Source organism: Cupriavidus pauculus (genome assembly GCF_002858765.1).
Classification (GTDB): Bacteria; Pseudomonadota; Gammaproteobacteria; order Burkholderiales; family Burkholderiaceae; genus Cupriavidus; species Cupriavidus pauculus_B.
The window spans coordinates 91,121-105,682 of sequence record NZ_PJRP01000004.1 but is presented as its reverse complement, the minus strand read 5'-3'; the positions used below and the strand labels follow the sequence as shown (position 1 = coordinate 105,682).

Here is a 14,562-nt window from a genome sequence, read left to right as displayed (position 1 = left end):
GGTCATGGACGCGGCCCCGGAAGCGCGAGGGCCGCGACAAACTCTCGTACAGCTGAGCTGGCATCGCCAACTCGCGTCACGGCCACTAGCGTTGCCTGCGTCTTCAGGGGGACGACCGCCACGTCATTCCTGTCCACTGCCGCGACCGAGGCGCCGACCACGGTGAATCCCAGTCCTGCCGCGACCAAGCCTAGTGCCGTGTGAATCTCGATGGCTTCTTGCCCTGCCCGAGGATTTCCTCCTGCCTCGCGAAGCGCGGGTGCCCACCGAAGAAAGACTGACTTCCAACGATGACGAATTCATATTCGCCGGTGATCTCTCCGGATGCACGGATGATGTGCTTCAGGTCCTCTCGCTTCATTCCGGCTCCTTCGAGGAAATGCCAATTTCGACGTCACCGATCACAACGCCTTTTTTTAGAGCTTGCACCTGCGTGATCACTCTTTGCCTTACATCGTCGGGCAACACCGTAGGCAACGGCGAGGCTTGCCCAGTTCATGAGCGTGACTCATAAAGGCATCCATCATTGATGACCTAGTCCTGCCTGGCGATTCGCTCCAACATATCGCCAATGGAAAACAGCGTTCTACATCAACGCGCGGCGTCTTTCTCAGACTCTGCGTCGGTCAGCAGTCCCCACCCTTCCCACACGCACGATCCACCGCCCCAGCAAATGGCGTACTGGAGCGGCGTCTTCGCGATGACCCTCTGTGTATTCGCACTGATCGCGTCGGAGTTCATGCCCGTCAGCCTGTTGACGCTCATGGCAGCGGACTTACGGGTATCGGAGGGGATGGCTGGCCTGGGCATCGCGATCTCGGGGGCCTTTGCCGTCGTCACCAGTCTTTTCATTTCGGCGGTGGCGGGCAGTATGAATCGGAAGATCCTACTGCTAGGCCTCACAGGCGTGATGGCGTTGTCAGGCGCCGTCATCGCGTTGGCGCCGACGTACCTTGTCTATATGGCCGGTCGTGTCTTGATTGGCGTGGTGGTGGGTGGCTTCTGGTCATTGTCCGCAGCCACTGCCATGCGACTGGTGCCGCCTCACCAGGTGCCACGGGCGCTTGCCGTCTTTAACGGCGGGAATGCGCTGGCTACGGTCGTTGCCGCGCCGCTTGGCAGTTATCTCGGGGCAATCGTTGGCTGGCGCGGGGCGTTCTACTGTCTGGTGCCCGTGGCGTTGGTCTCTCTCGCATGGCAATGGATCAGTTTGCCCGCCATGCCAGTGGCATCGCGTAGCGGCGGGTCAGGCCATGTGTTTGCCCATTTGCGTCGACCGGTCGTGGCATGTGGCATGCTGGCCGCCGCGATATTTTTCGCCGGACAGTTCACGCTATTCACCTACATCCGGCCATTCCTTGAGACTGTGACCCAAGTGAACGCGTCTACGCTGTCCGTAATGCTGCTTGTCATCGGCGCGGCCGGATTCCTCGGCACCATGGTCATCGGTACGGTACTGAAGCGCGCGTTCTATTTCACGCTTATCGCTATCCCGGCGCTCATGGCTGCCATCGCCGTGGCACTCATCGCCTTCGGGCATCAACGCGGCGCTGTCTTCGCGCTCTTGGCGCTGTGGGGGCTGGTCTCCACTGCGGCGCCCGTCGGCTGGTGGAGTTGGATCACGCGCACGTTTCCCCACCACCCGGAGGCCGGTGGCGGGCTCATGGTTGCCGTTGTTCAGCTCGCGATTGCGATGGGGTCCACCGTCGGCGGCGTTCTGTTTGACACGCTTGGCTATCGCAGCACGCTCGAGGCCAGCGCCGCACTGCTCGTTCTGGCGGCCGTCCTTGCCTATCTGACCTCTTACGGCGAGCCCAACGCCGTTCCATCCAACACATGAAAATGGCTCTTGATTCACATTACCACTTCAATCTGGTCAGGAAGTCGGGGTGGCCATTGAGGTTAGACCGAGTACGCCCGGTGTTTTACAGAGATTAATTACCGCGAAAGTGAATATTGGAAACAATAAACCACGTGCCGCAGCAGATCCCTTCCGAAAGGGACTGTCGGCATCAGTTCGTCACTTAGTGCCGAAGGTACGCGGTTTATGGCCAAAGTCAGTCCGCGCGAGGATCCGTCCGTCGAAGCCATGGATCAGCAGTTCAACCTTGTCTGCCTTGGCACGCTCGGTGCCAGCGGCGATGGCTTCTTCCTGAGTGTTGTAAAGCTTCGCAGGGCCGGCGCTCCCTTCTTCTTCCACGGCCCAGCCATTGCGCTCGGTTGGCACGACGTGAATGTTCGAAGCCATGCAGGGACTCCTTTTTTTCTGAACCAGATGTGCCTGGTCACGCTCTGCGTCGCAAGGAAGGCGTCCGACACGCTCCATCCTAAAAAGTTCGCTCCGTTCCCGCACCCAAGCCAGACCACAGTCGATCGCTTCTTCCTACGTTGGATAGGAAGCGATGTCTTCTGACTCGCAGACATGGGGGCTGTCTTTGTGGACGCCGTCTGAGGGCTCATAGTGTGTCCGGTATCAGCGGCCCAGGCGAATCCTCACAGCACGTAGCCCTTATCGATCTCGATCGGTATCAGGGTTTTGGGTAATTTGGGGAAAGCATAGGGTCTGTGCGAGAGCTTTGAATGTGCCCTATGTCACCAAGTGACATACGTGGAACGCTTTCTAAACCCCGTTGGGCGCGTATTGTCTGCCGGCGGGCTCCGGCGGCGAGACAACCAAATTTTGCTGTACCGCAGCACGCCGGGAGCATTAGCTGGGATATCGACCGGACGTTGTTCGAGGAGACACTCAGCGATCACCGGTTCGGTCGGTTCATGAAGCACAATCTCGCCCAGTACCGCGTTCCCGCCAACGCCGATATTCACGACATCGACGTGATTTTCGACGAAGAAGACGACCGCATTGTGAGCCGCATTGGCGCCAAAGGTGTGGGCGGGGATCCGCATCGTCGGCGTGACGCCCCACCATCAGCAACGCCACCATTTATCACGCCACAGGCCTGCCCAATGGCGCCGGACAAGGTGCTGGCGTTGTTAATCGTCCGCTCCCGCGCGTCCGCCTTCCTGGTTTGGCCACCGCGAGATGGTCTCGCAGCATCAGGTTGCCGCTGTCTGCACCAGCGCATCGACGCCGGGGTCTTCTTTCGGTCGGCTCAGCAGCGTCTTGTGGACGTACCCCTCCGTTCCTCCCTCGCGTGGCTCAACGCCTTGCTGGCGTAGATGCGCCGCGACCGTCTCACACCATTTGAGCAACTGCTGCTTGTCCAGGTCGGCAACCACGTCTTCACCGAAGAGATTCGAAAGTTCGAGCGCAACACCAGAAAATGAGGCGCCGTCATCCCGAATGATCAGCACGCCATCGCCGTCGTGGTCGCACATCTCAATCCTTGTGGGAAACATAATTTCACCTCCTGACACGTCTTACCGTTACTAGCAGGTTGTCCCTTAGTGGTCCGCCAAAGGGTGTATCCATGCTAGTCGATCGATTCTCATGCCACCAACGGGATGCGCAAGCTAGGCAGCAATTCGCGAAGCACGGCGCACCTGCCGGCATCTCGCTCGGCAGATCCTTGGTCTGGGGAAGACGCATTCAAGTGCACCGCATCTTGCAGTAACGCTGCGTTCACACGGCGTACCATGTGCGCCGGTTCGCCGCAGCCTTGCAAACCCGTTGATGCCCTCCTTTACTTGCACGCAGGGCACGCAGAATAAACGGCCTGCAACAAGAGGGGAACAATCATGGAAACGCCCACTGAGATCGCCAAGGCTTCGTACGCGGCCTATCGCACCGGCAAGGAGGAAAATCTGCTGGCGCTGTTTGCTGACGAGGTCGAATGGGAGTTCGTCGGGCCACAGTCCGAACTGCGCTATGCCGGCCCACGCCGCACCAAGACAGAGATTCGGGAAGTCTTCCGGCAGATGGGCGAGGACGAAGAGTTGCATGACTTCAAGCCAACGGAGTTCATCGAATGCGGCGACCGGCTAGTCGTGGTGGGCGAGGTGAAAGGCCGGGTCAAGTGCAGCGGAAAACACTGCGGAAAGGCGTACGTCGTGCCGTGGGTCCACATCTTCACCATGCGAGAGGGCAAGATCGTGCGCTGGCGCGGGTTCTATGACACAGCGGCGCGGCTGCTGTAGCCCTTCGCTGTCGCCATCACCGCGTGACAAGCAGCGTGCATGTCGAGTTTGATCGTTCGAGGCGAACGATCAACACGGGTGTCTGCAGAGCGTCTTTCACGCGTGACGGCATGGAATGGACAACGTCGAAAAGCTGTCCCGCCAATTCCCAGTGGCTTCGCTGCAGGTAAAGCAAGTTGGGGCGGAGTCAAGCTCCCTTTTCTTGCGCAAGCGGTAGCGTGACCGTAAACGCAGTCTTGCCTTCGCCAGACGCCGCCTGGATGGTGCCGCCATGGGCTTCGGCAATCATGCGGCAGATTGCCAGGCCGATACCCATGCCCTCCTGCTTTGTACTAACGAAGAGGTCGAAGATGTGGGGGAGCTTGCCAGGGTCGATGCCGACGCCGTTGTCGACGACTTCTATCCGGGCCAAACCGTGCTCGGTGAGGCCGACGTGGAGGTCTATCTTTGCGCCAGTGCCATGTGGCCTGATTCCTAGCGCATCAATGGCATTCAGGAGGAGATTCAGGACGATCTGTTGAACCTGAACACGATCCCCATGCACCGGTGGTACTGCGGCGTCGAGATGGAGCCGTAGTCTGATGTCCGTGTCGTGAAAACGAACCTCAACAAGGGGCAGGACATCCAGAATGGCTTGATCAAGCTGAAAGGAATGATAAGACGGTGGCTCTTGACGCATGAGCGCCCGAAGGCTCCGTATCACTTGTTCCGCACGCTCCGCGCTGGCTTGAATGCGCTGAATCCCTTCGGCGACCTCCGCCACGTTTGGCTCGGCACGGTTGATCCAACGTTGCATCGCATAGGTCTCAACCCTAATGCTGGTCAATGGTTGCCTGAGCTCGTGAGCGATGGAGGCTGCCAGCGTGCCAAGCGCGGCAACACGGGAAAGATGCACGAGTTGGTCCATCCACGGGTTCGGAATCGACGTGGCATGGATCTGTGGTACACGTGTACCGCTGCTCGCCTGCGACAGAATGCGGCACTCCATCGCCTGTGCGATTTCTCGGACGAGCCTGACGGCGTCGCGGTGAACTGCGGCTCCCGCTGCTGCCGGCGAGGCTTCGCCCCGGCCGGTGTCGGTTGCGATGTCCGTCATTTGCCCGCCCCATTGTTTGAGAAAGCCCAAGCGTATCGACAGCCCGCTGACCCGGGATAGAACAAAAGTCCGGTTTTTGAACAATCGTGTGCCAAGCGGCGCCTATTCTTGATGCACCTTCTTCCAGCGACCGGGGCTTGCGCCCACCGTCTGAGCAAACGCACGCGTGAAGTGGCTTTGATCGGAAAAGCCACACACCTGGGCAATTTGACCGAGCGTCAAGTCGCTTCTCAGCAGGTACTGCTTGGCCCGCTCAATGCGCTGAAGAACCATCCAGCGATGGGGTGGCATGCCAACGGTGGCGCGGAACGCCTTGGCGAAATGCGCTCTGGACAACCTGCAGGCTTCGGCGAGCATCTCCAGGGAGATCTCGCCATCCAGATTCTCCACAATAAGTTCCTTCGCGCGCATCTCTTGCCATGGCGCTAGCCGCGTATGAATGCGTCGCGCAGGAAGTTGCACGCCGCCATAGGCCTGTACGAGGTGAGCACGCAGCGCCAACGCCATGTGATCAACAAAGAGAGTCGACGCCCGCTCCGGATTCTCTAACGCCGGCAACAGCGCCTGGCTCATATGATGAACAACAGGGTCTGCGACTGTGAGATGGGGCGGACAATGCAGGCGGGCAATAGGTTTGACACCGAGATCCGTCGCCGTTTCATCGAGCGCTGTCTGAGAAATGTAGTACTGCATGCAGTCGTATTGACCGATTAGGTCCGACTGCCACGCGCGCTCAAGATCATAGACCGCCAGATACCCCGCCCCGTAAGGCGCGTGCGGCGCTGGCCGACCGGACACCCACAGGTTCTGCTCACCGAAAGGCCGCAACTGCAGGACGACAAGGTAAGCGGGGTGCCGGTCGTACGGGTCAGTCAATCCGTTGTTCCGGCGATCGCTGCGGACCCGCGAAATCCCTATAGGTGAATAATTCAGGGCGCGGCTAGTGATGGTCTGCCTGACGTCCGCATGCATATGCGAGGAGTCCCATATGGACTCGTCGCTTCCTGACGCGGACTGCTTTTGATCAAATGCCACCAGTACTCTCGAGGCTTATCTTCCGGCCGCCATTATAGATTTACCTCGGGCGGCGCTGCGAGTTGCATCAGCCGCACGTAGTAACGAATTGTTGTTGAGTATCTGTGACCGCCTCTGGCCATTTACTGCGGCGGCTAACACGGTGCTTGCACTCGAACGCCCCGCCCAAATGCGATGGCCGCGACGACGCAGCCGCCCGCCATTCCAGGAATTGTGTAGGCCTCGCGTTCATGTCCATGGTCCACGGTAACCGGCCCTGCGGGGTCTGCGCAGATCAAGTCGACAGCGCCTCAAGCAGCAACAGCAGGCCCCTGTACAGCGCCTTCTGACCTTCAACGCCATCCTCGCCACACTTCCCGGCGACGCTGCGCTACGCGGGCAAAGTGAGGTATACGTGCGCACCACCTGCGACGCGGAGTCGCAGAACGCAAACATATCCACAGTTTCTGTGGATAACATCGTGCGAGCTGGGTGTTCTGCCGCTTCTGGCACCCAGTCCATCGGACTGCCTACAAAATAGGCACCGGGTAACGCGCCACAATGCACGAGTCGGCGACCGCTCGCCAATTGGACGGTCGTTCATATTGCTGCGCTCTGTGACCTAAGCCAGTGCCAGTTCATGCAGCGGCATGCGAAGCGCTTCGCGAGTGGATGGAGCCGCCATGGACTTCGCCCCTGAAATGCCGCTCAACCTCAAGTTAGGGCACCCACGAAGGCCTCAAATGCACGGGTGTCCACCGGCGGACAAAAGAAATAGCCTTGTCCGTAGTCGCATCCAGCAGCCACCAGAATGTCGCGCTGCAACTCGGTCTCGACCCCCTCGGCAATCACACGAATGCGTAGTGCATGCGCCATGCTAATGATGGCGTGGCACAACGCTACGTCATCCGGACCCCGTGTCAGCGAACGGATAAAGGACCGGTCGATCTTGATGTAATCGATGTCCAGGCGCCGGAGGTACGACAAGGAAGAGTAGCCAGTGCCAAAGTCGTCGAGTGCGATCTCGATGCCTGCGGCCTGGAAACGGGAGAGCTGATCCATGACATCGGCGCTCTGCTCCATCACGGAGCCTTCGGTGATCTCAATGACGAGACTGCCAATCGGCACGTTCTTGCGCGCAATCATGCCGGACCACGATTCCGGCCCGCTCGCGGGCGCGCAGAATTCCATGGGTGATTTGTTCACCGATATCTGGAAGTCCTTGCCCATCTGCGCCTGCCAGCGGATAACCTGCTCCAACGCTTCCGTCAACACCCAGCGACCGATGTCAATGATCAGGCCGGATTCCTCGGCAACCGCAATGAAATCGGCCGGGGGGATCGCCCCGCGTATCGGATGGTTCCAGCGAATCAGGGCCTCGGCCTTGCACACCTTGCCCGTGCGTAAATCGATAATGGGCTGATAGTGCAGCGCGAATTGCCCGGCGGCCAGCGCCGTGCGTAGGTCCTGGGTGATACGCAAACGCTCCTTCTCCGCTTGCAACAGGGCCTTGGTGAAGACTTTCCAGCGATTGCGGCCCTCCTTCTTGGCGGCAAACATCGCTTGGTCGGCGCATACCAGCAGCGCCTCGGCGGTGTCGGCATCCTGGGGGTAGAGGGCCAGGCCGATGCTGGCCGACACGACCACCAGTTCGCCGGCCAAGCGGCAAGGTGCAGCAATACGCTCCAGGATCTCCTTGGCAATGTCCTCGGCCACGCCGGCATCGCCAACCGCGGGCAGGATCACCGTGAACTCGTCGCCGGCAAGCCGCGCCACGGTATCCGAACGGCGCACCGATGCCGAAATGCGATGTACCGCCTCCAGTAGCAACAGGTCGCCCTGATCGTGGCCGAGGGTATCGTTGACCTCCTTGAAGCGATCCAAGTCGATGAACAGCAGCGCCAGCACATCCTGCTTCCCGCGCGAGCGCTCGATCTCCTCGCCCAAGCGATCGAAAAACAGGCGGCGGTTTGGCAGATCTGTGAGCGCGTCGAAATTCGCCTGGTGTCGGATCACTTCCTCCGCCTGGCGCTTCTCCGTCATGTCATGGATCAGCGCGACGCGGCGGCGCTCGCCATACGCGTGGGCCAGATAGGTATCCACTGTCAGGTAAGCGGGAAATTCGCTGCCATCCTTGCGGCGGATCGAGATTTCGCCGCTCCATCTGCCCTTGGCTTCCACGCTGGCCCGCAGGCGCTCAGCCAGCGCTGCTGCATTGCCTGCCCCGCCGATGCTATAGCCTGAGCGACCCTTAACATCCGAGATGGCGTAGCCGGTGGCTGCAGAAAAGGCTGGATTCACATCAATGATGGTGCCGTCCAGAGACGTCACCACCATGGCCTCGCTGCTGGACGAGTAGACCAGCGAAGCCAGCCGCATCTCTTCCATATGACGCTGTCGCTCGGCCATGGAGCGGCGCAAGCTGTAGTACAACAACCCCAGCAGCAGCGTGGAAGCGATAGCACTGGCGATGGCAACGCGTTGATAGCCCTCGTAGGATGCCAGCACCCGGGCGACCGATTCGCCCACGATGAAATTGAGCCCGAACTCCGGCATGCGGTAATAGCCGAAGACCCGCTCCACGCCTTCGGAGCCAGACACCGCGCGATAACTGCCGGACAGGGGCGAGCCGCTGGCAAGGTACGGTCTGTTGCTGACCGCCCTGGCAAGCGAGCCCTCCAGGGCAGGCACGCGTGCAATGACCTGGCCGGAATTCTTGATGACTGACGCCACTTCGCCATCGAGGGTCGTAAACGTCTGTGCAAAGCTGGCGAACTGCTCCGGACTGACCGAGACCACGATAACGCCGTCGAAGCTACCGGCGCGCAGGATGGGGCGCGTAAACTGGATCGACCATTTGCTCGAGACCTTGCCCTTCACCGGGTCGCTGATGAACAGCATGTCGCGTCCGCCGGAGTTCTGATGGACCCTGAAATGTTCTCGCTTGCTCAGGTCGACCTTCTCGCCGCGGGCCGGCGGGGCGATGGATGAGTAGACGAGCAGACCATCCTTGTCGATCACTGCCACCTGGAACGACAGGTCGACCACCAGGTTCTCCCGCTCCCGCACCAACTCGATGAAACCCGGCTGGCCGACCAGCCAACTCGCCCGCAGGTCAAGGAGAAACTCCGATAGCCGCAGGATGCTGGACTTCGAGTACGCGCCGAACGCACGTGCTTCTGCCTCGGTACGCACTGCGGCGTCGTGCAGCAGGCGGTCCCGCTCACTCACGAGCTCAAACGCAGCGAACGACCACGTTGTAATCAGCCATGCCACCGCCGCCAGGTTTAATGGGGAAAAGCCCTGGCGCAGCCGTCGCAGCGCCTTGCCATATCGGGTGGTCGAGCGTTCTGGCATCAGATGGGTATCCTTGCGCAGCAAAGAATCGGCATCGATAGCAGGCTAATCGAGGTCAGCGAACCCGACAAGCCGTACACCCTTTGGTCCTGTCCAAGCACGAGGGATTCGGCGCAGACGTGAGCCGAATACATCACGTGACGAACACGACCCGCGCGGTTCGTGAACCGCGAGGAATTTGTGCGCAATGCGCCACAGTCGACGGGCAATTGGTTTGAAGACGGCAATAGCAAAGACAGAGGCGGTCTTGGAAAAGTCGGATTCGGCGTGGGTTATTAACGTACGTGGCAGCGGCAAGCTAAAGGGTCATATCGCCTCAAGACCGACTTGAAGTCGTGGAGACACCGCGCCAATCGTCGAAATGCGGATCGATCGCGGTCCCGGCTACCGCGTCTACCACGCGCATCGCGGAGCCGTATTGGTAGTCCTTGCATGCGGCAGGAACATTTCGCGGCTTCCGCAATACGCCGGATAAGCCCCGAAATTCGCGCGCCGCGCCGCTCACCATTTCGTTTCAATCGACCTTCGATATCTTTCATCACAGGGACCGGCACCCCACGCTAAGGTTTGAAATTCCTAGGCTGCCACCCGGCGCCTACGTTCCTTCGTTCTGCAAGGGGTTGCGATGACAGCGACAATGAAAGCGGCAGTAGTTCGCGAGTTTCGAGCGCCACTCACCCTCGACGAGGTTCCTGTTCCAACACCCGGCCCGGGCCAGATTCAAGTCAAGATTGCAGCGTCTGGGGTCTGCCACACCGACCTACACGCGGCGGACGGCGACTGGCCAGTCAAACCCTCACTCCCCTTCATCCCCGGTCACGAAGGCGTCGGCTATGTTTCCGGCGTCGGCGCTGGTGTAAAGCGAGTCAAGGAAGGCGATCGCGTCGGCGTGCCGTGGCTATATTCCGCATGTGGCTATTGCGAGCACTGCTTGCAGGGATGGGAAACGCTCTGCGAGAAGCAGCAAAACACCGGCTATTCGGTGAATGGTGGCTACGGCGAGTATGTCGTCGCCGACCCCAACTACGTCGGCCTGCTACCGGACAGCGTTAACTTCGTGGACATCGCCCCAATCCTTTGCGCCGGCGTCACTGTCTATAAGGGGCTGAAGGTCACTGACACCCGCCCCGGTCAATGGGTGGTCATATCTGGAATCGGCGGATTGGGCCACGTCGCCGTTCAGTATGCTCGTGCAATGGGCCTGCGCGTTGCTGCCGTGGATATTGACGACACCAAGCTTGACCTTGCGCGGCGCCTTGGCGCCGAAGTTGCTGTCAATGCATCGACGACCGACCCGGTCGCATACTTGCAGAAGGAAATTGGCGGTGCGCATGGCGCCCTGGTTACAGCCGTATCTCCCAAAGCGTTCGGCCAGGCGATCAACATGGTGCGCCGTGGCGGCACGGTATCGCTGAATGGCCTGCCTCCTGGTGACTTTCCAACGCCGATCTTCGACGTCGTGCTCAAAGGCATCACCATCCGTGGCTCCATCGTTGGCACGCGCAGCGATCTGCAGGAAGCGCTCGACTTTGCCGCACACGGCGCCGTCAAGGCGACGGTGTCAACGGCACCACTTGAGGACATTAACGATGTACTCACCCGCTTACGCAAAGGCTCAATCGAAGGGCGTGTGGTACTCGACTTGAGCGCGTAACCTCGCTCAGGCTCTCGAAGCGCGCCATCCCACAGCAGCAACCCAGGATGGCGCCGTTCATGTTCGAAGGGCCGCATCGGACGCGTTTCGAACGACCGCTAACGGCGGCATTGGGCCTGATGCCGGATAGTGCAACTCTTGCGCATCTAGGATCGCCAAGGGGTGACTAGCGAATGCAATTGGCCGTCGCCACTCCTCAGCTCAGCTTCCCGGCGCAACGTGGCAGTGCTACGTCATTCCGGCGTGGGATCACCCGGCCGACGTGGCGGATTGAGTCCGTTCCAGCCCGGATGCAGGCCCCATGGTTTTTCTGGCGGTGGCGCCCGGTACGCCTCTAGCACGAGTTGGAGCACCGTGTCCTCCGAATAGCCGCGCTGGCGCAACGACTTTACGGCACGGGCGAGTTGTTCCTTGGTGTCGGGGTACTTGCGGGACTTGCGCATGGACGGCTGCATGACAGTGGCGCAAAACCTCGTTATAGCAGGCCCAGCGCGTCCCGTTGCCGCAATCGGCTCTGAAATAGCCGCGCCGAGGAAAAGACATTGGGCACTGGCTTTACTGTGGTGCCCGGATCCGGCTTGCCGGTCCGGGCGCCGTCCAGATACGGCTCAGGTTTTCCCACTTTGGAGCCGTTGGTGCTTCGGTCGACCTTTCGCTGCACGTGGCCATCAATTGGCGAAGTACTCCGCCATGACGTTGATGAAGGCCGTGGGGGTCTCGGAAAACGGAAAGTGACCGGCCTGCTCAAACTCCACTAACGTCGCGCCCGGGATGCCGCGCGCAATGGCCCGGCTCGCGCGCGGCGGGCATACCCAATCGTGCTTGCCGACCAGCACCATGGTCCGGACACCGATGCGACCCAGATCTGACCGCAAGTCGTAGGCCGGTGCCAGCACGGTCATGAAATGGCGCATCATGTCGACGGAGGCAATGCTGAGCGCCGTGATCGTCGGCGGCACATCCATGTGGGCTGGCGCAGCATAGTAGGGACCCACGTCCCGGAAAAATGCCGCCACACTGTCGGCAGTGATGTCACCGCGGAACACACGGCTCGCCACCGCCATTGTTACGGGCGGAGCGCGAGAAGCCAGCGAAGGCGCCGGCTCGTCGCCGTCATCCATGATTGGCTGCACGGTCGGCGAGCTGCTGCACAGCACCAGTCCCCGTACCAGGTTGGGGTGGCGCAGCGCCAGATGCATGGCGACGAAACCGCCAGCCGAGTGGCCGAATACATGCACGGGACCCACGCCAAGGTGTGCGCAAAGCGCCGCGACGTCGTCGGCCATCTGTTCGAGCGTGCAGGTTTCCAGAGGCGGCCGTCCGGAGCGTCCCTGCCCACGCAGGTCGACATACAGCACCTGCGCCAGATCGCGCAGGGCCGACAGCCCTGGCTTCAGGTAGCCGTGGTCAAAGCCTAGACCGCCATGAATCACTACCAGCACCGGCTTTTCCAACAGTGCACCGCGCGTCGGGCGGAATCCCTCACCATCGATATCGAAAAATAGCTCTGTGCCGTTAAGCGTGGCAAGCATGGGGGTTCTCTCTTGGGGATATGTGCAAAGGTGATACTGAACCGCGGTCGGTACGAAGCCTTGTCGAAATCGCCCGGGTTTTCGGAAAAGGCGCCGGGGAATGGCGCAATTTAGGGCGCCCGTCGCACGCAGTGGCGGTCTTCGATTGGGCGTAATTCCATGCCAGCTTGACCAGCGGCATCGAATTCATGGCGATCTCTCACGACCGGTGCTCGGGATTCCATTCGACGGGAAAGGCGTATCGGCGGTGTGTCATCCGATAGCCTTCTCGTATCGGCATATGTACCCGATCCGCCTGGATACGTAGTGATACAAAATCCAGTCTCATCTCACCACTTGCACCAACCGCTTTTCAGCGACAGCCTCGACATGTTGGGACAGGTGCGGTGGGCGTTGCGGCGGCAGCGGTAGCGAGCGGCAGCGCTTCTGGACCAGAACCCTTCGTGGGTGGCGTCCATCCCCAGACCGTCAAGTCTTCACGACATCCCATCATCCGGCATTTCTCCCTGGACTGACGCAACCTTTCGCAGGCGCCAGCACTTGGTCACCTATTCAGGTTATTTCCGGACGCCATCAAGCCTCCTACTCTCCAGCAAACGCAAGAGGTGCGGCGCAATGCGCCTGCCAAAGGCTTACGACGCTAAAGAAAGGAAGGGCGATGAATGCCTATCTGACTCCCGCAGACCCCAGTGCGATCACGCCGACTTGCGCCCTGCAGGGCGCGATTGCGATCGCTGCATTTGCCGTAAACGCGCTGCTGTGCCGCGTCGCACTGTTCAACTACGCCATCGACGCAGCGACGTTCTCCGATATCCGGCTGCTGGCCGGAGGCGCGACGCTACTGGTCGTGACGAAGCTGAGACCGGCGTATGCTCGGCAGCCCCGCCCCGACCCTGACTGGATCTCGGCGACAGCGCTGGGGATTTTCGTGATTCTGTTTTCATTGTCGTACCTATCCCTCGGCGTCAGTTCCGGTGCGCTCGTGCTGTTCGGGACGGTACAACTGACAATATTTATTGCCTGTCTCCTCAAAGGCGAGCGCTTCCACCGCATGGCCCTGTTGGGCTATCTCCTGGCCATTGCTGGATTGCTATCCCTGACTTCACCCGGCGTCGGCGTTCCGCGATTCTCGGGCTTGCTGATGATGGTCGGCGCAGGCGTGGCATGGGGGATCTATACATTACGAGGCAGGCGAGCGGCAAGTCCACTGTCAGCAACGGCAGGAAACTTCCTACGCGCGACGCCGATCTGCATCGGCCTCGGCTGGATGCTTAATGGCCATGCCCATGCGAGCGTAGCCGGCGTTGCCCTCGCCGTAGCGTCAGGTGCCGTGACATCGGCTTTCGGCTTTGTCGTCTGGGGAGCAGTCATCCGACAACTGCCTGCGATGTCCGCCGCCATCATCCAACTACTGGTCCCCCCCGTTGCGGCCCTCGGCGGTGTTCTGTTCCTGCGGGAACCCGTAAGTACGCGTCTTGTTGTCAGTTTCATTGCCGTCCTGCTCGGCATCTGGCTGGCAGCGTCGGTGGGTACCAGGCATAGCGTCAAGGCGCGATGTTAGCGATACCTCTTGGGGCGGGAAGATGCATTCTGCCTGCGCGTTCGCTGAGGCACTTATTCCGTTGGCGGCCGAGTGGGCTCGCCTCAGCCCATCTACGAATCAGGTGCCACCATGAAAGCAGCAATTGGTTTCACGTTCGCCTGCTGGCTGTCGGGTGCCATCCTGCTGCTCGCGGATTCCACGGCCGCCATCGCGTTGAGCGGCGCACTGGCCCTTGCCGGGTTGGATCTGTTCGCACCTTAGCCGCTCTGCC

At 60.5% G+C, this 14,562-nt stretch carries 15 protein-coding genes and 1 pseudogene; 6 read left to right on the top strand and 10 right to left on the bottom strand.

All coding sequences use genetic code 11. The features are described from left to right. Positions 1 to 2 precede the first annotated feature (2 nt). Both CYJ10_RS11510 and CYJ10_RS34660 read right to left on the bottom strand, forming a co-directional pair. The gene (locus CYJ10_RS11510) at positions 3 to 212 is read right to left on the bottom strand and encodes a LysR substrate-binding domain-containing protein (protein WP_308302971.1); all 210 of its coding nucleotides are present in this window, start codon (positions 210 to 212) and stop codon (positions 3 to 5) included. Continuing rightward, complete coding sequence (locus CYJ10_RS34660; protein ID WP_257993256.1) at positions 191 to 361, bottom strand: hypothetical protein; 171 nt, start codon at positions 359 to 361, stop codon at positions 191 to 193. Before CYJ10_RS34660 ends, CYJ10_RS11510 begins: the two co-directional genes overlap by 22 nt. 312 nt (positions 362 to 673) lie before the next feature. On the opposite strand from CYJ10_RS34660, the gene CYJ10_RS11500 reads away from it, so the two are divergent. After that, positions 674 to 1,840, top strand: a complete 1,167-nt coding sequence (locus CYJ10_RS11500) for an MFS transporter (RefSeq protein WP_257993255.1) — start codon at positions 674 to 676, stop codon at positions 1,838 to 1,840. 180 nt (positions 1,841 to 2,020) lie between these two features. On the opposite strand, the gene CYJ10_RS11495 is transcribed toward CYJ10_RS11500, so the two are convergent. The 3 genes from CYJ10_RS11495 to CYJ10_RS34085 form a co-directional block, all read right to left on the bottom strand. Then, a complete protein-coding gene (locus CYJ10_RS11495) occupies positions 2,021 to 2,248 on the bottom strand; it encodes a DUF2188 domain-containing protein (RefSeq protein WP_101681646.1) in 228 nt (75 codons plus the stop codon). Positions 2,249 to 2,592: 344 nt separating this feature from the next. Next, the gene (locus tag CYJ10_RS35185; protein WP_180862903.1) at positions 2,593 to 2,904 is read right to left on the bottom strand and encodes a hypothetical protein; all 312 of its coding nucleotides are present in this window, start codon (positions 2,902 to 2,904) and stop codon (positions 2,593 to 2,595) included. A gap of 150 nt (positions 2,905 to 3,054) precedes the next feature. Then, positions 3,055 to 3,357, bottom strand: a complete 303-nt coding sequence (locus CYJ10_RS34085) for a hypothetical protein (RefSeq protein WP_180862902.1) — start codon at positions 3,355 to 3,357, stop codon at positions 3,055 to 3,057. 339 nt (positions 3,358 to 3,696) lie between these two features. On the opposite strand from CYJ10_RS34085, the gene CYJ10_RS11485 reads away from it, so the two are divergent. Continuing rightward, a complete protein-coding gene (locus CYJ10_RS11485) occupies positions 3,697 to 4,095 on the top strand; it encodes a nuclear transport factor 2 family protein (RefSeq protein WP_101681645.1) in 399 nt (132 codons plus the stop codon). Between the two features lie 187 nt (positions 4,096 to 4,282). Here CYJ10_RS11485 and CYJ10_RS11480 read toward each other — a convergent pair whose 3' ends face one another. From CYJ10_RS11480 to CYJ10_RS11470, 3 genes are all read right to left on the bottom strand, one after another. Further along, positions 4,283 to 5,191 (bottom strand): sensor histidine kinase, encoded by a 909-nt coding sequence (locus tag CYJ10_RS11480; RefSeq protein WP_146002022.1) that lies wholly within the window; start codon positions 5,189 to 5,191, stop codon positions 4,283 to 4,285. A gap of 102 nt (positions 5,192 to 5,293) precedes the next feature. After that, positions 5,294 to 6,226, bottom strand: a complete 933-nt coding sequence (locus tag CYJ10_RS11475) for a helix-turn-helix domain-containing protein (protein ID WP_146002021.1) — start codon at positions 6,224 to 6,226, stop codon at positions 5,294 to 5,296. A 693-nt stretch (positions 6,227 to 6,919) separates the two neighbouring features. Further along, positions 6,920 to 9,562, bottom strand: a complete 2,643-nt coding sequence (locus tag CYJ10_RS11470) for a bifunctional diguanylate cyclase/phosphodiesterase (protein ID WP_101681839.1) — start codon at positions 9,560 to 9,562, stop codon at positions 6,920 to 6,922. Between the two features lie 346 nt (positions 9,563 to 9,908). On the opposite strand from CYJ10_RS11470, the pseudogene CYJ10_RS35180 reads away from it, so the two are divergent. Both CYJ10_RS35180 and adhP read left to right on the top strand, forming a co-directional pair. Further along, positions 9,909 to 10,001, top strand: a pseudogene (locus CYJ10_RS35180) (type II toxin-antitoxin system RelE/ParE family toxin); the annotation flags it as partial. 186 nt (positions 10,002 to 10,187) lie between these two features. Then, complete coding sequence (gene adhP, locus CYJ10_RS11465; protein ID WP_101681642.1) at positions 10,188 to 11,216, top strand: alcohol dehydrogenase AdhP; 1,029 nt, start codon at positions 10,188 to 10,190, stop codon at positions 11,214 to 11,216. 233 nt (positions 11,217 to 11,449) lie between these two features. Here the strand turns inward: adhP and CYJ10_RS33705 are convergent, their stop codons facing one another. Beyond that, a complete protein-coding gene (locus tag CYJ10_RS33705) occupies positions 11,450 to 11,659 on the bottom strand; it encodes a hypothetical protein (RefSeq protein ID WP_146002020.1) in 210 nt (69 codons plus the stop codon). Positions 11,660 to 11,884: 225 nt separating this feature from the next. Beyond that, complete coding sequence (locus tag CYJ10_RS11460) at positions 11,885 to 12,748, bottom strand: alpha/beta fold hydrolase (RefSeq protein ID WP_101681641.1); 864 nt, start codon at positions 12,746 to 12,748, stop codon at positions 11,885 to 11,887. Between the two features lie 658 nt (positions 12,749 to 13,406). On the opposite strand from CYJ10_RS11460, the gene CYJ10_RS11455 reads away from it, so the two are divergent. Both CYJ10_RS11455 and CYJ10_RS34650 read left to right on the top strand, forming a co-directional pair. Beyond that, the gene (locus tag CYJ10_RS11455; RefSeq protein WP_101681640.1) at positions 13,407 to 14,309 is read left to right on the top strand and encodes a DMT family transporter; all 903 of its coding nucleotides are present in this window, start codon (positions 13,407 to 13,409) and stop codon (positions 14,307 to 14,309) included. Positions 14,310 to 14,420: 111 nt separating this feature from the next. Further along, a complete protein-coding gene (locus tag CYJ10_RS34650) occupies positions 14,421 to 14,552 on the top strand; it encodes a hypothetical protein (protein ID WP_257993254.1) in 132 nt (43 codons plus the stop codon). Positions 14,553 to 14,562 lie beyond the last annotated feature (10 nt).